Source organism: Aureimonas frigidaquae (genome assembly GCF_001463905.1).
Taxonomy (GTDB): Bacteria; Pseudomonadota; Alphaproteobacteria; order Rhizobiales; family Rhizobiaceae; genus Aureimonas; species Aureimonas frigidaquae.
Genome location: NZ_BBWR01000002.1, coordinates 700,099 through 718,909, shown reverse-complemented (window position 1 = coordinate 718,909; position 18,811 = coordinate 700,099). Strand labels below are relative to the sequence as shown.

The 18,811-nt window shown below is 66.9% G+C and carries 18 protein-coding genes; 12 read left to right on the top strand and 6 right to left on the bottom strand.

Annotation, left to right across the window (positions count from 1 at the left end; all coding sequences use genetic code 11):
• Window positions 1-3: 3 nt before the first annotated feature.
• Window positions 4-624, bottom strand: coding sequence for a GTP cyclohydrolase I FolE (gene folE, locus AUL30_RS03265; RefSeq protein ID WP_062226368.1), 621 nt, complete (start codon window positions 622-624; stop codon window positions 4-6).
• Between the two features lie 236 nt (window positions 625-860).
• On the opposite strand from folE, the gene AUL30_RS03260 reads away from it, so the two are divergent.
• The 3 genes from AUL30_RS03260 (at window position 861) to thrS (ending at window position 3,744) form a co-directional block, all read left to right on the top strand.
• Window positions 861-1,301: an iron-sulfur cluster assembly scaffold protein gene (locus AUL30_RS03260; protein WP_062226367.1), complete on the top strand. Its 441-nt coding sequence runs from the start codon at window positions 861-863 to the stop codon at window positions 1,299-1,301.
• 50 nt (window positions 1,302-1,351) lie between these two features.
• On the top strand, window positions 1,352-1,651 hold the full coding sequence (gene yidD / locus AUL30_RS03255) for a membrane protein insertion efficiency factor YidD (RefSeq protein ID WP_407638255.1): 300 nt from the start codon (window positions 1,352-1,354) through the stop codon (window positions 1,649-1,651).
• A gap of 125 nt (window positions 1,652-1,776) precedes the next feature.
• On the top strand, window positions 1,777-3,744 hold the full coding sequence (thrS, locus tag AUL30_RS03250; protein WP_062226365.1) for a threonine--tRNA ligase: 1,968 nt from the start codon (window positions 1,777-1,779) through the stop codon (window positions 3,742-3,744).
• A 42-nt stretch (window positions 3,745-3,786) separates the two neighbouring features.
• Here thrS and AUL30_RS03245 read toward each other — a convergent pair whose 3' ends face one another.
• Both AUL30_RS03245 and AUL30_RS03240 read right to left on the bottom strand, forming a co-directional pair.
• Window positions 3,787-4,983 (bottom strand): winged helix-turn-helix domain-containing protein, encoded by a 1,197-nt coding sequence (locus AUL30_RS03245; RefSeq protein WP_192842998.1) that lies wholly within the window; start codon window positions 4,981-4,983, stop codon window positions 3,787-3,789.
• 4 nt (window positions 4,984-4,987) lie between these two features.
• Window positions 4,988-6,193 (bottom strand): hypothetical protein, encoded by a 1,206-nt coding sequence (locus AUL30_RS03240; protein ID WP_192842997.1) that lies wholly within the window; start codon window positions 6,191-6,193, stop codon window positions 4,988-4,990.
• 152 nt (window positions 6,194-6,345) lie between these two features.
• Here AUL30_RS03240 and AUL30_RS03235 point away from each other — a divergent pair, with 152 nt between their 5' ends.
• Entirely contained in the window at window positions 6,346-6,915 is a 570-nt protein-coding gene (locus AUL30_RS03235) for a nitroreductase family protein (protein ID WP_062226364.1), read from the top strand.
• Window positions 6,915-7,538: a flavin reductase family protein gene (locus AUL30_RS03230; RefSeq protein ID WP_062226363.1), complete on the top strand. Its 624-nt coding sequence runs from the start codon at window positions 6,915-6,917 to the stop codon at window positions 7,536-7,538. The genes AUL30_RS03235 and AUL30_RS03230 overlap by 1 nt, the downstream gene beginning before the upstream one ends.
• A 3-nt stretch (window positions 7,539-7,541) precedes the next feature.
• Here the strand turns inward: AUL30_RS03230 and AUL30_RS03225 are convergent, their stop codons facing one another.
• Complete coding sequence (locus AUL30_RS03225) at window positions 7,542-8,315, bottom strand: NAD kinase (RefSeq protein ID WP_062226362.1); 774 nt, start codon at window positions 8,313-8,315, stop codon at window positions 7,542-7,544.
• A gap of 81 nt (window positions 8,316-8,396) precedes the next feature.
• A complete protein-coding gene (locus AUL30_RS03220) occupies window positions 8,397-9,008 on the bottom strand; it encodes an alpha/beta hydrolase (RefSeq protein ID WP_062226361.1) in 612 nt (203 codons plus the stop codon).
• A gap of 126 nt (window positions 9,009-9,134) precedes the next feature.
• Here AUL30_RS03220 and AUL30_RS03215 point away from each other — a divergent pair, with 126 nt between their 5' ends.
• The 7 genes from AUL30_RS03215 to AUL30_RS03185 all read left to right on the top strand — a co-directional run bounded on the left by AUL30_RS03215 (window position 9,135) and on the right by AUL30_RS03185 (window position 16,723).
• Window positions 9,135-10,055, top strand: coding sequence for a LysR family transcriptional regulator (locus AUL30_RS03215; protein WP_062226360.1), 921 nt, complete (start codon window positions 9,135-9,137; stop codon window positions 10,053-10,055).
• Between the two features lie 120 nt (window positions 10,056-10,175).
• Window positions 10,176-10,661 (top strand): formate dehydrogenase subunit gamma, encoded by a 486-nt coding sequence (locus AUL30_RS03210; RefSeq protein WP_062226359.1) that lies wholly within the window; start codon window positions 10,176-10,178, stop codon window positions 10,659-10,661.
• Entirely contained in the window at window positions 10,658-12,241 is a 1,584-nt protein-coding gene (locus AUL30_RS03205; protein ID WP_062226358.1) for an NADH-ubiquinone oxidoreductase-F iron-sulfur binding region domain-containing protein, read from the top strand. Before AUL30_RS03210 ends, AUL30_RS03205 begins: the two co-directional genes overlap by 4 nt.
• 14 nt (window positions 12,242-12,255) lie before the next feature.
• Entirely contained in the window at window positions 12,256-15,132 is a 2,877-nt protein-coding gene (gene fdhF / locus AUL30_RS03200; protein ID WP_062226357.1) for a formate dehydrogenase subunit alpha, read from the top strand.
• Complete coding sequence (locus tag AUL30_RS19195; RefSeq protein ID WP_083507634.1) at window positions 15,129-15,437, top strand: formate dehydrogenase subunit delta; 309 nt, start codon at window positions 15,129-15,131, stop codon at window positions 15,435-15,437. The genes fdhF and AUL30_RS19195 overlap by 4 nt, the downstream gene beginning before the upstream one ends.
• 83 nt (window positions 15,438-15,520) lie before the next feature.
• Window positions 15,521-15,772, top strand: a complete 252-nt coding sequence (locus tag AUL30_RS03190; protein WP_062226356.1) for a hypothetical protein — start codon at window positions 15,521-15,523, stop codon at window positions 15,770-15,772.
• A gap of 183 nt (window positions 15,773-15,955) precedes the next feature.
• Window positions 15,956-16,723, top strand: a complete 768-nt coding sequence (locus tag AUL30_RS03185) for a Crp/Fnr family transcriptional regulator (protein WP_192842996.1) — start codon at window positions 15,956-15,958, stop codon at window positions 16,721-16,723.
• Between the two features lie 73 nt (window positions 16,724-16,796).
• Here the strand turns inward: AUL30_RS03185 and ilvD are convergent, their stop codons facing one another.
• Window positions 16,797-18,626: a dihydroxy-acid dehydratase gene (ilvD, locus tag AUL30_RS03180; protein ID WP_062226354.1), complete on the bottom strand. Its 1,830-nt coding sequence runs from the start codon at window positions 18,624-18,626 to the stop codon at window positions 16,797-16,799.
• Window positions 18,627-18,811 lie beyond the last annotated feature (185 nt).

Here is an 18,811-nt window from a genome sequence, read left to right as displayed (position 1 = left end):
GGTTCAGCGGTGCAGGATCATGGACAGGAAGCGGTCGCGCTCGGACTTGTCGTCCTTGAACACGCCGTAATAGGCGCTGGTCGTCGTCACGGCGCCGCGCGTGCGGATGCCGCGCATCGACATGCACATGTGCTCGGCCTCGATCAGCACGGCCACGCCGCGCGGGGCGAGCGCCCCGTCGATGATCGCCGCGACCTCTTCCGTCATGGCCTCCTGCGTCTGCAGGCGGCGGGCGTAGAGGTCTACCACGCGGGCGATCTTGGACAGTCCGAGGACGCGGCCATCCGGCACATAGGCGACATGCGCCTTGCCGATGATCGGCACCATGTGATGCTCGCAATGGGAGACGAAGTCGATATCGCGCACCAGGACCATGTCGTCATAGCCGGACACTTCCTCGAAGGTCCGCACCAGAACGTCGGCCGGATCGATCCGGTAGCCGGCGAAAATCTCTTCATAGGCACGCACGACACGCGCCGGCGTTTCGATTAGCCCCTCGCGGCGCGGATCGTCGCCCGCCCAGCGGATCAACGTTTCGACCGCGGCCTGCGCTTCTTCCCGCGTCGGGCGGGGTGGCTTTTCCTGCCCCGCAAGACCGGGAAAACTCCTGACAGTGGCGTCCATTTCCAACCCTTACCCGTCGCCCTGCGGCGAACCGACCTCGCTCGACGCAACGGGCGGGCCTGGCCCGTCCTGCCGGCGGGCCGGCTAGCTCCGCCAATGCGCCCGGCAGGGCGCCCGTTGCCAGCCGGCAAACGGGCCGCCTTGTCGCCTGCAGACTTTTGCAGGCGCGGCCTTCCCCCTATATACGGTTTCCGCCCGCCGGTGGGTAGATGCAGGCCGGGTTTTGAGGACAAGCCATGATCGACGATGTCTACAACAGCCGCATCCTCGAGCTGGCCGGCAATATCGGCCGGATCGGCCGCCTGGAAGCCCCCCAGGCCACGGCCACCGCGCATTCGAGATTGTGCGGCTCCACCGTCACGGTGGACATCGTGCTGGGCGACGGCGTGGTGACCGATTTTGCTCATGACGTGCGGGCCTGCGCTTTGGGGCAGGCATCCTCCGCCGTCATGGCCAAGGCGATCCTGGGCGCCAGCCCGGCGGAACTGCGCGCCGCCCGCCAGGCCATGCTGCACATGCTGAAGGAAAACGGGCCGCCGCCCGAAGGCCGCTTTGCCGAACTGCGCTTCCTGGAGCCGGTGCGGGACTACAAGGCGCGCCATGCCTCGACCATGCTGACCTTCGACGCCGTGGTATCCGCCCTCGACGAGATCGAGGGGCGCAGCAAGGCGGCCTGACCATGGGCAAACCGCCGCCGGGCCAAAAGACACCAGGCCCCTCCCGGACCTTGGGCCCATCCCCGAAGACCTTGGGCCGCAACTGGCCCGGCCCCTTCCGCAAGACGCCGGGCCGCCTCCTGGGGCTCGGTCTGGTCCGGACCTATCAGCTCGCCTTTTCGCCGCTGGTGGGCGGTCATTGCCGCCACGTACCGACCTGCTCCGAATATGCCTACGAGGCCGTGGCCCGCCACGGGCTCGTGGCCGGGAGCTTTCTGACGGGGCGGCGCGTGGCACGTTGCGGCCCCTTCGGCTGTGCAGGCCACGATCCCGTGCCCGAGCGCTTCTCCTGGCGGCCTCCGCACCGCTGATCGCCCCTTTTCCTTGCATCCCGCCACGCAGGAGCTAGAAGGCTGTCTGCCGGGCCGAGCGCCCGTGCAATCGATCGATAGGGCTTTCCCGCAGGGTAGGCGGGGGTGAGCGGAAAGGACAAGACATGATCGACCTGGCATTCCCCGATGGTTCCGTACGGCAATACACGCCGGAGACGACCGGCGCCGACATCGCCGCCGGCATCTCCAAGTCGCTGGCCAAGAAGGCAGTCGCTTATGCGCTCGACGGCGAGCTGCGCGACCTTGCCGATCCGGTGGGGCGCAGCGGCACGCTGGAGATCCTCACGCGGGAGGATCCGCGCGCGCTGGAACTGATCCGGCATGACGCCGCCCACGTCATGGCAGAGGCGGTGCAGGCGCTGTGGCCGGGAACCCAGGTGACCATCGGCCCGGTGATCGAGAACGGCTTCTATTACGATTTCGCGCGCGAAACGCCGTTCACGCCGGAGGATCTGCCGGTCATCGAGCGCAAGATGCTGGAGATCATCCGCCGCAACGCCGCCTTCCGCAAGGAGGTCTGGTCGCGTGAGAAAGCACGCGAAGTCTTTGCCGCTAAGGGTGAGTCCTACAAGGTGGAACTGGTCGATGCGATTCCCGCAGGCCAGGACCTGAAGATCTACAGCCAGGGCGACTGGTTCGATCTGTGCCGTGGCCCGCATATGGTCTCCACGGGCCAGATCGGCGAGCACTTCAAGCTGATGAAGGTGGCAGGCGCCTATTGGCGGGGGGATTCCAGCAACCCCATGCTGACGCGCATCTACGGCACGGCCTTCGCGACGGCCGATCAGCTCAGCGCCTACCTGACCATGCTGGAAGAAGCCGAAAAGCGGGACCATCGTCGCCTCGGCCGAGAGATGGACCTGTTCCACTTTCAGGAGGAAGGGCCGGGTGTCGTCTTCTGGCACGGCAAGGGCTGGCGCATCTTTCAGACGCTCGTCGCCTATATGCGCCGCCGCCTGGCCGGCACCTATGAAGAGGTGAACGCGCCACAGGTTCTCGACCATTCCTTGTGGGAAACCTCCGGCCACTGGGGCTGGTACCGCGGCAACATGTTCAAGGTGACGGTCGCCGACGACGAGATCGAGGACGATCGCGTCTTTGCGCTCAAGCCGATGAACTGCCCCGGCCACGTCATGATCTTCAAGCATGGCTTGAAGTCTTACCGCGAATTGCCAATCCGGCTTGCGGAATTCGGCTCCGTGCATCGCTATGAGCCGTCCGGCGCATTGCATGGGTTGATGCGGGTGCGCGGATTTACGCAGGATGACGCGCATGTCTTCTGCACCGACGAGCAGATGGCGGCCGAGTGCCTGCGCATCAACGATCTGATCCTGTCCGTCTACCGTGATTTCGGCTTCGAGGAGATCACCCTCAAGCTATCCACGCGGCCGGAAAAGCGGGTCGGTTCGGACGCGCTGTGGGACCGGGCCGAAGGCGTGATGGGCGAGGTGCTGGAAACCATCAAGCTGCAGTCCAACGGCCGCATACAGACGGGCGTTCTGCCAGGCGAGGGCGCGTTTTACGGGCCGAAGTTCGAGTATACGCTGCGCGATGCGATCGGCCGCGAATGGCAGTGCGGCACGACGCAGGTGGATTTCAACCTGCCGGAGCGGTTCGGGGCCTTCTACATCGACCAGTCGTCCGAGAAGCGCCAGCCGGTGATGATCCATCGTGCCGTTTGCGGTTCGATGGAGCGTTTTCTCGGCATCCTGATCGAGAACTTCGCCGGGCATTTCCCGCTCTGGCTGGCGCCGGTGCAGGTCGTCGTGGCGACGATCACCTCCGATGCCGACGCCTATGCGAGCGATGTCGCCGCCCGCCTGCGCAAGGCGGGGCTTCATGTGGAAACCGACCTTCGGAACGAGAAGATCAACTACAAGGTCCGCGAGCATTCGCTGGCCAAGGTTCCGGTGATCCTGGTCTGCGGCAAGCGCGAGGCAGAGGAAAGCACCGTCAACCTGCGGCGCCTCGGCTCACGGGACCAGCAGTCGCTCGACCTTGCTGCGGCGATCGAACTTCTGACCGACGAAGCGGTGCCGCCGGATCTGCGGCGTCTGCGCGATCATCCGTAACGCCTGAAGGCGCGGCCGGCTCCGTCCGGCCGCGCCGCTCGTTCAATCCCGGTCGATCCGGTCCGGCATGGTGCATCCGTTCAACTGCAGCCAGCTTGCCATCAGCGCCAGCTCCGCCTGCAGCGCATCGAGCGTGTCCGGCGGCGCATCCGGCTCCAGGTGCACCGCATGCACCTTCAAAATGCCTGCCTGCCGATCTGCCTTCACATCCGCCCGCGCCACGATCGCCTCGTTCAGGAGGAAGGGCAGGACGTAATAGCCGTGCTGCCGCTTGTGCGCCGGAACATAGATCTCGATCCGGTAGCGGAAGCCGAACAGCCGTTCGGCGCGCGCGCGCTCCCAGACGAGCGGGTCGAAGGGCGCCAGCAGCGCCTGGCCCTCGATGCGGCGGGGGCGCCGCGCATCGCGGTGTAGGTAGGCCTGCGGCCAGCTCACGATCTGAACCGGCAACAGGACGCCATCCTCCACCAGTTCGGTCACGGCGGCAGTCGCGTCCTGCGGGCGCAGGCGGAAATAGTCCCGCAGCTCGGCGAGCGTCGCGATGCCGAGCGCGCGGGCGGCGATCTCGACAAGCGCGCGCCGGGCAACGTCCGCGGCCGGCGTTTCCAGGGCCAGGATGTGTGGCGGCAGGACGCGCTCCGGCAGGTCGTAGACACGCTCGAAGCTGCGCCGCCGCGTCGCCGTCGTGATATGGCCGGCATAGAAGAGCCATTCCAGCATGTGCTTGGACTGGCTCCACTCCCACCAGCCGGTGCGGCTGGATTCGAAGGCGGACGCCGTCAGAGGGCCTTCCTGGTGGATGCGCTCCAGCAGGGTGAGGGCAGCCTCACGGCTCTCGCGCGCAACCCTGCGCATGCCGGCATAGCCGACATCTCCGCGGTCGGCCTCTGCCATGCGCCAGCGCAGGAGCGGGTGCAGGTCGAGCGGAAGCAGGGACGCCTCATGCGCCCAGTATTCGAACATGCGGCGCTGGCCGCGTTTGCCCCAGGCCGCGCTGTCGAGAAGGGCCGTGTCGTAGGCGCCCAGCCGGGAAAAGGCCGGCATGTAATGGGCGCGGGTGACGACGTTGACGCTGTCGATCTGGTGAAGGCCGAGCCGGCCGAGCGTCCGGCGCAGATGCCCCTGGTTCACCACGTCCGGGCGCGTCGTTCCGAAGCCCTGCGCCGCCAGTGCGATCCGGCGTGCGGCGGTGATGCCGATCCGTTCGCTCACGCGCGAGGCGGCCGGCGGACCGTCCATGGCCTCAATCGCCCGAACCGGCTTGCGCATCGTCCGGCAGCCCCGGATCGTCGATGGCGCCGGCAATGCCTTCCAACTCGTCGAAGCCGGGCAGAGGCTCTGCCGGCGGGTGGTCGCCCGATCCGTCGATGGCGCTTTCCGGCTGGCCGTTGCCGTTGGCGACGAGCTCCAACTCTTCGTTATGGCCGGACTGGACCGTATAGACGCGCTGGTAGATGCGGTCCTTGTTCTTGGCGACGATCAGATACTCGCCTTCGGCCAGCACCATGGAGGAAAAGGCGCCGACGCTTTCGCGGATCAGATCCCCTTGCGAGGACGAGATGGACCACGCGGTATCGGCCATGGCTTCGCCGCCTTCCTCGCGCACGAGCTTGAGGGTCACCTCGGCCGCACGCTGGGTCAGGCGGGCATCGGTCACGCGGGCGGTCTCGACCTTGATATCGGCCCGCGCCACGGCATTGACGGCGCCGTAGTTGGAAATGATGTGATAGTCACCGGCATTCAGCCGGACGATCATGCCGGCCGGCACCTTTTCGGCGATGAGCCGCCGGTCCTGCGCCGTCGCGCCCTGGGTGAAGATGTCGAAGGTCAGAAGCTTGGATTCGATGGGCTGGCCGTCGCCGCTGCTGGCGGTCAGGCGCAGGCCGCCGGCTTCCAGGATCACCGTGTCGGTGGTGCCGCGCCCATTATACTCGATGCGCTTGGTCAGTCCCGCCCGGCCGTAGCCGACATGCAGGAGGTAGGAGCCGGCCGGGATGGCGAACTTCACTTCGCCGCCGCGCTGCAGGCCGATGAGCTGCAGCTTTCCCTCCCGGTTCAGGCGGGTGGAAAACAGGCGCCAGACGAGCCCGTCCGGGATCATGTCGCCATCGTCGCCCATGCGCGCATTCAGGGTCAGGGCGGTGTCGGGCACGATCTTGCCGAGCTCGGGCAGGGGATCCCCCGGGATGTCCGGCAGGTTCGGAACGGCGAAGCTGCTTAGCCCGTCCTGCGGTGTCGGCAGGTCGATCCGTTGCTGCGGGCCGCGGCCGTTGCCGAAGGGAATGCCGAGGCTCTCGTTCTGCATGCCGTCCGGAATGCCGGACGGCGAGGCGTAGGCGCTGCCCCCGTCCTCGTCCATGCCGCCCCCGGGTGGCGGGCCACCCTGGGCGAAGGCCGGCCCGGCAAGGGCCAGGGACAGGAAGAGAATGAGAGCGGACCGTATCGTCACCGCGAATGGATGTCCTTGCGATATTGGCATTGGATCGACGCGTCGGGTATGGCTGACCTTCTGGCGTTCGCGCAAGCAGGACCTTAAGTTTGGGGCCGAAAATTGATCGGCCCCCGCATGACCGATCCGTTCCGAAGGATTTTCAGTTTCCAATGCCCGACCTCAAGCACCATCTGGCCAGCCGCCGCTCGGTTTCCATTCCCGCCCTGGCCGCACCTGCGCCATCCGGCGCCGAACTGGACGAGATCCTGCGCCTCGCGCTGCGCGTTCCCGACCACGGCAAGCTGGCGCCCTGGCGCCTGGTCCTGATCCGCGGCGCGTCGGCGGGCAGGCTCGGTCAGGCGCTGACGCAGATCGCCGAGGACAGGGAAGGGCCGCTGTCGGATGGCCGCCGCGCCTACGAGCTCGAGCGCTTCACCCGGGCGCCGCTGGTCATCACGGTCGTGTCGAGGGCTGCACCGCATTTCAAGGTTCCCGAATGGGAGCAGGTCCTGTCGGCCGGCGCGCTCACCATGAACCTCGTCCATGCGCTGGCAGCCTATGGCTATGCGGCCACCTGGATCACCGAATGGCCGGCCTATGACGACGCGGCCAAGGCCGCGCTCGGCATTGCGCCGGACGAGAAGGTGGCCGGCTTCCTCTATGTCGGCACGCCGACCGAGGAACGCTCCGAGCGGCCGCGGCCCGACCTCGCCGAGGTCGTGACCGAGGCTGCCGGCTGATGTTCTACGAGACGGAGGACAACCGGCACGGCCTGGCGCATGATCCGTTCAAGGCGATCGTGTCGCCCCGGCCGATCGGATGGATTTCCACCCGCGCGGCCGACGGCACGGTCAACCTGTCGCCCTACAGTTTCTTCAACGCTCTGTCGGACCGGCCGAAGCTCGTCATGTTCTCATCGGTCGGGATGAAGCATTCGGCGGCCAACGCCATCGAAAGCGGGGAGTTCGTCTGCAATCTGGCGACCGCATCGCTGGCCAGGGCCCTGAACCGCAGTTCGGCGCCCGCGCCGCGCGGCGTCAGCGAGTTCGCCATAGCGGGGCTGACGGAGGCCGAATGCCGGCTGGTCGCCGCACCGCGTGTTGCGGAAAGCCCGGCCGCGCTGGAATGCCGTGTCACCGAATGGTTTCGGCCCAAGAGCCTGGCCGGTCCGGTCAGCGAGAATGTGGTGGTTATCGGCCAGGTCGTCGGGGTGCATATCGACGAGGCGATCCTTCGGGACGGGCGCGTGCGGATGGAGCTGGCGGAGCCGCTGTCGCGCCTCGGCTACATGGACTACGCCGTCACGCGCGATGTGTTCGAACTGTTCCGACCGGCGGCGCCGGACGCGAGCGACGTGGATTGACGCTTAGTATCGGAACTGCTCGGCCAGGATGCGCTCATCCCAGCTGTGATCGCGGTCGAACAGGAGCGTGCAGCGGGAGTTGCGCGCCTCGCGGATCGTGATGTGGCGGATCGACTTGACCTCGTAATGATCCGCCACGGCGTTGACCGGCCGCTTGCCGGGCTCCAGCACCTCGATCTCCACCTCCTGCCGGTTGTTCAGAAGGGCGCCGCGCCAGCGGCGCGGGCGGAAGGGGCTGACCGGAGTGAGCGCCAGGAGCGGCGCATCGATGGGGATGATCGGCCCGGCGGCCGATAGGTTGTAGGCCGTCGAACCGGTCGGCGTCGCCACCATGACGCCGTCGCAGGCCAGTTCGTCCAGCCGCACCTTGCCATCGATGCTGATCTTCAGCCGTGCGATCTGGAAGGACTGGCGGAACAGGGCGACTTCGTTGATGGCGAGCGCCTCGTAAGTGGCGCCGGCATCGTCCCGCGCCTCCATGCGCAAGGGGTGGATCACGCTGCGCAGCGCGATGGAGAGGCGGTTTTCCAGCCCCTCCTCGCGATAGGCGTTCATGAGAAAGCCGACCGTGCCGCGGTTCATGCCGTAAATGGCCTTGCCGCTGTTCATGTACTGGTGCAGCACCTGCAGCATGAAGCCGTCGCCGCCCAGGGCGACGATGATGTCGGCATCCGCCGCGGCCAGGTCGCCATAGAGCGCCTTCAACCGATGCAGTGCCGACTGGGCCTCCGGCGTATCCGAAGCAAGGAATGCGAAAGTGGGAATGGGTCCTCGCAACGTTCCGCTCCGGCGCGATTCTGACCGGATGCGACCATTCCTACGTCATCGGATCGGCGTGTCAAACCCGCCGAAGGGCTATCAGGCCGACAGAAAGGCGTGCGCGTAGCGTAGGTCGGCCTGGGAAAGGCCGTGGCCTGTCGGCAAGCTGTGGTGCTCGATCTGCGCGCCGCAGGCCTTGAGGTGGCCTGCCAGCATGGCGGCATTGTCGGCCGGGATGATGGGGTCCAGCGCGCCGCTCAGGAACAAGATCCGCTTGTCCGACAGATCGGGCGAGGGCATCCGGGACAGCGGCACCATGGCCCGCAGCAGCACCCCGCCGGTCAGCACCTCAGGATGGAGCAGCAGCAGCGCGGCCGCAATGTTGGCGCCGTTGGAAAAGCCGAGCGCCATCGGTGCGCCGATGCCATAGGCCGTCCGCGCCTCCGCCACGAATGCAGCGAGTTCGCCTGCGCGAAAGCGCACATCATCCTCGTCGAAGACGCCTTCCGCCAGCCGCCGGAAAAACCGCGGCATGCCGTTCTCGCTCACCTTGCCGCGCGGCGACAGGAGCGGGGCGCCCGGCGCAAGGGTGCGTCCAAGGTCGATCAGATCGTTCTCGTCGCCGCCCGTTCCGTGCAGGAGGAGCAGGGGGCGATCCACGGTTCCGTCGCCCGGGATGAACTGGTGGATGAATGTGTCCGGCGTGGTCATCGAGCCTCTTCCCTCGCAACGTCAAGTCGGCGCCAACGTAGCGATCCTTTGCGCAGGCTGCCACGGCTCTGCCGGTTGACGGTGCTTCGCCGCCGGGTTCACTTGGCACGCGTAAGGGGGAACGGCATGCAGCTGCGGACCATCGAGTATTTCGTAACCTTGGCGCGCGAGGGGCATTTCGGCCGCGCCGCCGCCTTGTGCGGGGTGACGCAGCCCACCTTGTCGGCCGGCATCAACGCGCTGGAGGACGAGCTCGGCGTGCGGCTCGTGCTGCGGGACCGGCGCTTTGCCGGGCTGACGACCGAGGGCGAGGCCGCCTTGCCCTGGGCCCAGCAGCTTCTGGCCGATGTCGGCGGATTGCGGGATGCGACGCAGATGCCGGTCGGCGGCGATGTCACGGGCGTCCTGCGCATGGGCATCATCCCTGCCGCCATGCCGGTCTGCGGCGCCTTCGTGGCGGCGCTGCGGGAACTCCATCCGCAGGTCACGGTGCAGATCGCGGCCCTGACCTCCCGGCAGATCGAGCGCGCGCTCGGCGGCTACGAGATCGATGTCGGCCTGACATATCTCGACAACGAGCCGCTGCCGGATGTCATCTCCGTTACGCTGTACCGCGAGACGCAGATTTTCGCGACTGCCGCCACCGGGCCGCTTGCGGCCGAAGGCACCATCGGCTGGGCAGAGGCCGTGGCGCAGCCGCTCTGCCTTCTGGCGCCGGACATGCAGAACCGCCGCATCCTGGATGCGCACCTGTCCAGCCTCGGCCTTGTCGTGCGGCCCGTCGCCATGGCCAACTCCTATGCGGCACTCCTGTCCATGGTGCGCATGGCCGGCCTGTCCTGCATCATGCCGCACACCTATGCGCAGACCGTCGCGGCCGATCCGGCCTTCCGCGTCCTTGCCTTCGACAGGCCGGCGCGCCCTCAAGGCGTGGGGCTCGTCGTCCCCAACCGGCATCCGAGCTCCGTCATGGCAAGGCTCGCTCTGTCCTGCGGGCGTTCGAGCCAGCTTCGCCACCGCCTAGCTGAGGTCGGCGGCGTTTCCTGATAGACGCCGTCTATCAAAGACAGGCGCTGACTATTTGACTGATTCTAAGTTTGGGCGGACTCTCCGCGTCGCATCGTATGCGGCAAGATCCGGCGGACGGGCCGGGAGGAGAAGACGGACATGCTGGACAGGACGCGGGGAACCGGCGGCTACGACGCCGGCAGGCTGGCCGAGATCCTGGAAGCGCACCGTCATCGCAAGGGTGCGCTCCTGCCCATCCTCCACGAGGTGGTGGCCGAGTTCGGCTATGTGGACGACGCCATGGTGCCCGATATCGCGCAGGCGCTGAATCTGTCGCGCGCCGACGTGCATGGGGTGGTGACCTTCTATCATGATTTCCGCCGCCAGCCGGCCGGCCGCCATGTCGTCAAGCTCTGCGTGGCCGAAGCCTGCAAGGCCCGCGGCGCCGACGCCCTGGCTGAGCATGCCGAACGCCGGCTCGGCCTGCCGCTGCATGCAACCGCCGCCGATGGGGCGGTGACGCTCGAGCCCGTCTACTGCCTCGGCCTTTGCTCCCTGTCGCCGGCCGCCATGATCGACGGCCGCCTGCATGGACGGCTGTCGGAGGCGCGGCTCGACGAGCTTCTGACGCAGGTGATCCGATGATCCGCCGTATCTTTATTCCCGGCGATGCCGCGGCTGTCGCCGTCGGCGCCGATGCCGTGGCCGCTGCCCTCGAAGGGCTGGCGGCGCGTGAGGGCCGCGCCATCGAGATCGTGCGGAACGGCTCACGCGGGGCGCATTTCCTGGAGCCGCTGGTGGAGGTCGAGCTGCCGGAAGGGCGCATCGGCTACGGCCCGGTCGGCGTGGAGGCGCTGGACGATCTGATGGCGGCCGGCTTCCTCGACGGTGGCGATCACGCCTTGCGCATCGGCCGGCCGGAGGAGCATCCCTTCCTGGCCTGCCAGACCCGGCCGACCTTCGCGCTGTGCGGCATCGTCGATCCGCGCTCGCAGGCAGACTATGCGAAGCATGGCGGCTGGGCGGGGCTTGCCGCCGCCCTGCGCCAGGCGCCGGCCGAACGGGTGGAGACGGTCAAAGCCTCCGGCCTTCGGGGGCGCGGCGGCGCGGGCTTCCCGACGGGCATCAAATGGGAAACCGTTTTCAAGGCGCAGGCGCCGGAGAAATACGTCGTCTGCAATGCCGACGAGGGCGACAGCGGCACCTTTGCCGACCGGATGCTGATGGAGGGCGATCCCTTCCGGCTGATCGAGGGCATGGCCATTTGCGGCGTCACCGTCGGCGCGACCTATGGCTACGTCTATATCCGGTCGGAATATCCGCACGCCATCGCCGCCATGGAACATGCCATTGTCGAAAGCCGGAAGGCCGGGTGGCTGGGCCAGCGCGTGGGAGGATCGGACCAGGCCTTCGACATGGAGGTCCGGGTCGGGGCGGGGGCCTATGTCTGCGGCGAGGAAACCTCGCTCCTGAACTCGATCGAGGGCAAGCGCGGCATCGTGCGCGCCAAGCCGCCGCTGCCGGCGCTTCAGGGCCTGTTCGGCTGCCCGACGGTCATCAACAACGTCCTGAGCCTGGCCACGGTGCCGGCGCTGTTTGCCGAGGGGCCGGAACGCTACCAGGCGCTCGGCATGGGCCGCTCGCGCGGGACGATGCCGGTGCAGCTTGCCGGCAATGTGCGCTACGGGGGCCTTTGCGAAGTGCCCTTCGGCATGACGCTCGGGGAGCTGGTGCTCGGCATCGGTGGCGGCACGGCCAGCGGCCGGCCGGTGCGCGCGGTGCAGGTCGGCGGGCCGCTCGGGGCCTATTTCCCGCCCCATCTCTTCGATACGCCCTTCGATTACGAGGCCTTCGCGGCGCGGGACGGGCTGATCGGCCATGGCGGGATCACCGTCTTCGACGATACGGTCGATATGGCGCGGATGGCGCGCTTCGCGCTGGAATTCTGCGCCGTGGAAAGCTGCGGCAAGTGCACGCCCTGCCGGATCGGCGCGGTGCGCGGACAGGAGGTCATGGACCGGATCCTTGCCGCGCGGCAGACGCGGGCCCCGGTCGGCGCGGAGCTCACGCTCCTGGCCGATCTATGCGAGACGATGAAGTTCGGTTCGCTCTGCGCGCTGGGCGGCTTCACGCCATACCCCGTCTCCAGCGCCATGACCCATTTCCCGGAAGATTTCGACCTTGCCGCGCGCGCCCTTCCGGCGCCGCTCGAAGCGGCCGGTTGAGGAGGTTCTGAACCATGTCGCTCCTGCGTGAAACCGATCATGGCACACCCGCCCGCAAAGCCGGCAAAACGGTCAGCCTGACGATCGACGGCGTGACCGTCACGGCAGAGGCCGGCGATTCCATCATGCGCGTCGCCTCGCAGATGGGGACGGCCATTCCCAAACTCTGCGCCACGGACAGCCTGGAGCCCTTCGGCTCCTGCCGCCTGTGCCTCGTGGAGGTGGAGGGGCGGATGGGCACGCCGGCCTCCTGCACGACGCCCGTGATGGACGGCATGGTGGTCCGCACCCAGACCGAGCGGCTGAAGAAGCTACGCCGTGGCGTCATGGAGCTCTATATTTCGGACCATCCGCTCGATTGCCTGACCTGCGCTGCCAATGGCGATTGCGAGTTGCAGGACATGGCCGGCGCTGTCGGCCTGCGTGAGGTGCGTTACGGCCAGGACGGCGCCAACCACGTTCATGCGCTGCAGGACGGCGCGCACAACGACGCCTTTCTGCCGAAGGACCAATCCAATCCCTACTTCACTTATGACCCGTCCAAATGCATCGTCTGCTCGCGCTGCGTGCGGGCCTGCGAGGAAGTCCAGGGCACATTCGCGCTGACGATTTCCGGCCGCGGCTTCGACAGCCGGGTGTCCCCCAGCCAGTCGGAAGACTTCTTTTCATCCGAATGCGTGTCCTGCGGGGCCTGCGTGCAGGCCTGCCCCACCGCCACCCTGACCGAGCGCAAGGTGATCGAGATCGGGCAGCCGGAGCACTCGGCCGTGACGACCTGCGCCTATTGCGGCGTGGGCTGCACCTTCAAGGCCGAGATGCGGGGCGAGGAGCTGGTCCGCATGGTGCCGTGGAAGGACGGCAAGGCCAATCACGGCCATTCCTGCGTGAAGGGCCGCTTTGCCTGGGGATACGCCAACCATGGCGAGCGGATCACCACGCCGATGATCCGCGCCTCCACCTCCGATCCCTGGCAGAAGGTCAGCTGGGAAGAGGCCATTTCCTATGCGGCCGGACAGTTCAAGGCCATTCAGGCACGCTATGGGCGTGACAGTGTCGGCGGCATCACCTCGTCCCGCTGCACGAACGAGGAAACCTTCCTCGTCCAGAAGCTGGTGCGCGCCGCCTTCGGCAACAACAATGTCGATACCTGCGCCCGTGTCTGCCATTCGCCGACCGGCTATGGCCTGAAGACGACCTTCGGCACCTCAGCCGGGACGCAGGATTTCGATTCCGTCGATGCGTCCGACGTGATCATGGTGATCGGCGCCAACCCGACGGACGGCCATCCGGTCTTCGGCTCGCGCATGAAGCGGCGGCTGCGGCAGGGCGCCAAGCTGATCGTCGTCGATCCCCGGCGGATCGATCTGGTGCGCACGCCGCATGTCGAGGCAGCCCACCACCTGCCTCTGCGACCGGGGACCAATGTCGCGGTGCTGACCGCCATGGCGCATGTCATCGTGACGGAAGGCCTCGTGGACGAGGATTACGTGCGCGCCCGCTGCGATCTCGGCGCCTTCGCCGATTGGGCGGCCTTCGTGGCGGAGGAACGGCACAGCCCGGAAGCGGTCGAACATCGCACGGGCGTGGACGCCGCCTCGCTGCGCGCGGCCGCGCGCCTCTACGCCACCGGCGGCAATGCGGCCATCTATTACGGGCTGGGCGTGACGGAGCATAGCCAGGGCTCAACGACGGTCATGGCCATCGCCAATCTGGCCATGGCGACGGGCAATGTCGGCAAGCCGGGGGCGGGGGTCAATCCGCTGCGCGGCCAGAACAATGTGCAGGGCGCCTGTGACATGGGCTCCTTCCCGCACGAGCTGTCCGGCTACCGCCACGTTTCGGACGATGCGGCCCGCGCCTTGTTCGAGGCGGCCTGGGGCCGGCCCATCGACGAGGAGCCGGGCCTACGCATTCCCAACATGCTGGACGAGGCCGTGGCCGGGCGCTTCAAGGGCATCTACATCCAGGGCGAGGACATCCTCCAGTCCGATCCCAATACGCGCCATGTCGCGGCGGGGCTCGATGCGATGGAATGCGTCGTCGTGCAGGATCTGTTCCTGAACGAAACGGCGGTGCATGCCCATGTCTTCCTGCCGGGCTCCACCTTCCTGGAAAAGGACGGCACCTTCACCAATGCCGAACGGCGCATCCAGCGGGTGCGGCGCGTGATGGCGCCCAAGGCCGGCTATGCCGACTGGGAGATCACCCAGCTCCTGTCCAACGCGCTCGGCTACCCGATGGATTACGGCCATCCCGCGCGCATCATGGAAGAGATCGCCGCGCTGACGCCGACCTTCCGCGGCGTGACCTACGACGCGCTCGATCGGCACGGCTCCCTGCAATGGCCGGTCAACGAGGCCGCGCCGGACGGCACGCCGACCATGCACATGGAGGGCTTCGTGCGCGGCAAGGGGCTTTTCGTCCTGACCGAATATGTCCCGACGGACGAGCGCACCGGGCCGCGCTTCCCGCTGCTCCTGACGACCGGCCGCATTCTCAGCCAGTACAATGTGGGCGCGCAGACGCGGCGGACCGACAATGTGCTCTGGCACGAGGAAGACCTCCTGGAGATCCACCCGCAGGATGCGGAGGATCGCGGCATCAAGGAGCGTGATTTCGTGCGTGTCGCCAGCCGGGCCGGGGAGACGACCCTGCGGGCCCGCATCACCGACAGGGTGGCGCCGGGCGTCGTCTATACGACCTTCCACCATCCGCTGACACAGGCCAATGTGGTCACCACCGACTATTCCGACTGGGCCACGAACTGCCCGGAATATAAGGTGACCGCGGTCCAGGTTTCGCCGTCGAACGGGCCGAGCGCCTGGCAGGAGGAATATTCGGCCCTGGCAAGCGCCAGCCGCCGCATCGCGCCCGCGGAGCCGGCCGAATGAGCGGCGTGCGGCACGATACCTCGGCCACCCTGGTGCGGATGGCCAACCAGATCGCACGGTTCTTCGAAAGTCAGGAACACGAATCCTCCGCCCTCGGCTTTGCCGACCATGTCGCGGCCTTCTGGAGCCGGCGCATGCGCCAGGACATACTGGCGCATCTGGACGCGGGTGGGGACGGCCTTCGCCCACTCGCCGCACAGGGTTTGAGCATCCTGCGGGACCGGGCGCCCAAGCGCGTGTCGGAAGCGCTGGAAGCGCACGGCGGCGTTTCAGTGGGAACGGAGCGCGGCAGCGACGCCGGCTGACGCCGGTCCGCCCGTTCGGTCGCGCTTGCCTGGAAAGCGTCTGCGGTGCACTGTCCAATGGCCCCTGTGGAGGGGGGCCATGAATGAACTTGCCGCGCTTTGCCTGCATGATTGCAGCCCTTGCCAGCCTTGCCGGCTGCCAGACCATCACCCCCGAACAATTGCGTGCCGCCGACGAGGCGCAGTGCCGGTCCTACGGGTTCAAGGCGGGCACCGACGCCTTCGCCGGCTGCCTGCAGCGAATCGACCTGGCGCGCGATGCCGATCGCCGTGCGCAACTGCGCGCGCTGGACGATCCGCTCGTCGTCTACCAGCCCGTCTATGTCGTGCGATAGCATACGTCGATAGGCGTAATGCGCTTCACCGTTCTGATGATATGCTCGGAGCGGGGCAGGGCGCACCATAGTCAAGACCTGTTCATAAGTTCCGCCGGGCCACATTGAATGATCGACGCCAATGACAGACGCCCCACGTCTGCCGGTTCGTCCTATGCGCGGAGTGACGGCATGCACATGCACATGCACATGCATCCCCAGGCGGTCGGCGCCCAGATGATGGCTCGCAAGCTGACGGGCATCGGAACGCTGCTGCCCGAGGACGAAGCTGCGATCGCGGCGCTGGATATGACCGTGCAGAATGTGGGCGTCGGACATGTCATCGCGGCGGAAGGATCGAGCCCGCGCCACTGCTGCCTGATCATCTCGGGACTGGCCTGCCGCTACAAGATCCTGGTCGATGGCAAACGCCAGATCATGTCCTTCCACACACCGGGCGATTTCCCGGATTTCTACAGCCTGCATGTGGATGTGATGGATCACAGCCTGGCGGCCGCAACGCCGTGCCAGCTCGGCCTCGTGCCGCATTCCACCTTCCGCAAGTGGGTGCGCCAGCATCCGCACCTCGCCAACCTCCTGTGGCGCGATACGCTGATCGACGGATCGATGTTCCGCGAATGGATCGTCAATGTCGGCCGCCGCCCCGGCCCCCGCCGCATCTGCCATCTGATCTGCGAACTGGCCGTGCGGCTCGAAAATGTCGGTCTGGTGGAAGCCGGCCGCGTTCCCTTCCCGCTGACCCAGTCCGACCTGTCCGACGCCGTCGGGCTGTCGGTCGTCCACGTCAACCGCGTGCTGCAGGATCTGAAGGCGCAAAACATCGTGGCCTTTTCGAACCGCGAGGCCATCGTCCTCGATTGGCAGAAGCTGCGTGGCATGGCGCAGTTCGACGGTGCCTACCTGCACATGAAGGACAATGGCCGCCGCCTGCGCCACTTCACGCTGACGTAACGTATGGCTGCGGGCACGAAAAAGGGCCCGGCCGCTGTGGCCGGACCCTTATCGAACCTGGCTTCAGGCCGGTTCAGATGTTCCGAACGGCGCCCTTCGCGGCACTGGTGGTCATGGAGGCATAGGCCCGCAGCGCTGCCGTGACCCGGCGCTTGCGCGGCTCGGCCGGGTGCCAGCCGAGCTTTTCCTGTTCCAGCCGGCGATTGGCGAGTTCAGCGTCCGAGACGTCGAGCCGGATGATCCGGTTCGGAATGTCGATGGTGATCATGTCGCCTTCCCGGACCAGGCCGATCGTGCCGCCCTCCGCCGCTTCCGGAGAAACATGGCCGATCGACAGGCCGGAGGAACCGCCGGAAAAGCGGCCATCCGTCACGAGGGCGCAGGCTTTGCCGAGGCCCTTCGACTTCAGGTAGCTCGTCGGGTACAGCATCTCCTGCATGCCCGGTCCGCCGCGCGGCCCTTCGTAGCGGATCAGCACGACGTCCCCGGCCTCGACCTTCTTGTTCAGAATGCCGTAGACGGCCGCATCCTGGCTTTCGAAGATGCGCGCCGGGCCGGAAAAGGTCAGGATGCTTTCATCGACGCCGGCCGTCTTCACGATGCAGCCGAGTTCGGCCAGATTGCCGTACAGGACCGCAAGCCCGCCATCCTTGGAATAGGCATGCGCGACATCCCGGATGACGCCGGTTTCCCGGTCCGTGTCCAGATCGTCGAAACGGCGGTCCTGGCTGAACGCCACCTGGGTCGGCACCCCGCCGGGCGCGGCCCGGAAGAACTCCGTCACCGAACGGCTTGTCGTGCGCTTCACGTCCCAGCGGGCCAGGGCATCGGCCATGCTGGCGGCGTGCACGCAGCCCGCGCTCGTATCGATCAGCCCGCCGCGATCCAGCTCTCCCAGAATGCCCATGATGCCGCCCGCGTGGTGCACGTCTTCCATGTGCACGTTGGCGACGGCCGGCGCCACCTTGCACAGGACCGGGACACGGCGCGACAGGCGGTCGATATCCTCCATGGTGAAGTCGACCTCCGCCTCGTGGGCGGCTGCCAGGAGATGCAGCACCGTGTTGGTGGAGCCGCCCATGGCGATGTCGAGCGTCATGGCGTTTTCGAAGGCCGCGAAGCTGGCGATGGAGCGCGGCAGGACGCTCTCGTCGTCCTGCTCGTAGTAGCGGCGCGCCAGATCGACGATCAGGTGGCCCGCCTCCACGAAGAGGCGCTTGCGGTCGGCATGGGTGGCGAGGGTGGAGCCGTTGCCGGGCAGGGACAGGCCCAGAGCTTCCGTCAGGCAGTTCATGCTGTTGGCCGTGAACATGCCCGAGCAGGATCCGCAGGTCGGGCAGGCCGAGCGTTCGATGGCCTGCACCTCGGCATCGGAGATGCGCTCGTCGGCGGCCGCAACCATGGCATCGACGAGATCGAGCTTCTTGTCCTTGCCTTCCCAGGTCACCTTGCCGGCTTCCATCGGTCCGCCGGACACGAAGACGACCGGGATGTTCAGCCGCATGGCCGCCATGAGCATGCCAGGCGTGATCTTGTCGCAGTTGGAGATGCAGACCATCGCATCGGCGCAATGGGCGTTGACCATGTATTCCACGCTGTCCGCGATGAGTTCGCGGGAGGGCAGGGAATAGAGCATGCCGTCATGGCCCATCGCGATACCGTCATCGACGGCGATGGTGTTGAACTCCTTGGCAACGCCGCCCGCCAGCTCGATCTCCCGCGCGACGAGCTGGCCCAGATCCTTCAAATGGACATGGCCCGGCACGAACTGCGTGAAGGAGTTGCAGACGGCGATGATCGGCTTGCCGAAATCGCTGTCCTTCATGCCGGTGGCGCGCCACAGGCCGCGAGCTCCAGCCATGTTTCGACCATGCGTGGTCGTTCGGGAACGATATGCGGGCATGTCCGGCTTCCTCTGATCCTCTTGTCCCGCCTTCTGCCAGGCGGCTGCCTGTCGCGGCGACTTTGGATCGCGTCATACGACAGAATCTAGAATGGGAACAAGCTTTCCGTAACGCAAGTTACGCCTCGCGGCCCATCTTGACCAGCCCATGGCTGGCTTGAGGGAAATCCATGGGCCGGCGATCC

What these genes read in the sequence shown, in the direction of transcription:
- thrS (WP_062226365.1), top strand. Translation starts at nt 1,777, where the DNA reads ATGATCGACCTGGCATTCCCCGATGGTTCCGTACGGCAATACACGCCG.
- folE (WP_062226368.1), bottom strand. Translation starts at nt 624, where the DNA reads ATGGACGCCACTGTCAGGAGTTTTCCCGGTCTTGCGGGGCAGGAAAAG.
- AUL30_RS19195 (WP_083507634.1), top strand. Translation starts at nt 15,129, where the DNA reads ATGAGCGGCGTGCGGCACGATACCTCGGCCACCCTGGTGCGGATGGCC.
- AUL30_RS03210 (WP_062226359.1), top strand. Translation starts at nt 10,176, where the DNA reads ATGCTGGACAGGACGCGGGGAACCGGCGGCTACGACGCCGGCAGGCTG.
- AUL30_RS03230 (WP_062226363.1), top strand. Translation starts at nt 6,915, where the DNA reads ATGTTCTACGAGACGGAGGACAACCGGCACGGCCTGGCGCATGATCCG.
- AUL30_RS03215 (WP_062226360.1), top strand. Translation starts at nt 9,135, where the DNA reads ATGCAGCTGCGGACCATCGAGTATTTCGTAACCTTGGCGCGCGAGGGG.
- ilvD (WP_062226354.1), bottom strand. Translation starts at nt 18,626, where the DNA reads ATGCCCGCATATCGTTCCCGAACGACCACGCATGGTCGAAACATGGCT.
- AUL30_RS03260 (WP_062226367.1), top strand. Translation starts at nt 861, where the DNA reads ATGATCGACGATGTCTACAACAGCCGCATCCTCGAGCTGGCCGGCAAT.
- fdhF (WP_062226357.1), top strand. Translation starts at nt 12,256, where the DNA reads ATGTCGCTCCTGCGTGAAACCGATCATGGCACACCCGCCCGCAAAGCC.
- AUL30_RS03185 (WP_192842996.1), top strand. Translation starts at nt 15,956, where the DNA reads ATGCACATGCATCCCCAGGCGGTCGGCGCCCAGATGATGGCTCGCAAG.
- AUL30_RS03235 (WP_062226364.1), top strand. Translation starts at nt 6,346, where the DNA reads ATGCCCGACCTCAAGCACCATCTGGCCAGCCGCCGCTCGGTTTCCATT.
- AUL30_RS03245 (WP_192842998.1), bottom strand. Translation starts at nt 4,983, where the DNA reads ATGGACGGTCCGCCGGCCGCCTCGCGCGTGAGCGAACGGATCGGCATC.
- AUL30_RS03205 (WP_062226358.1), top strand. Translation starts at nt 10,658, where the DNA reads ATGATCCGCCGTATCTTTATTCCCGGCGATGCCGCGGCTGTCGCCGTC.
- AUL30_RS03220 (WP_062226361.1), bottom strand. Translation starts at nt 9,008, where the DNA reads ATGACCACGCCGGACACATTCATCCACCAGTTCATCCCGGGCGACGGA.
- AUL30_RS03190 (WP_062226356.1), top strand. Translation starts at nt 15,521, where the DNA reads ATGAACTTGCCGCGCTTTGCCTGCATGATTGCAGCCCTTGCCAGCCTT.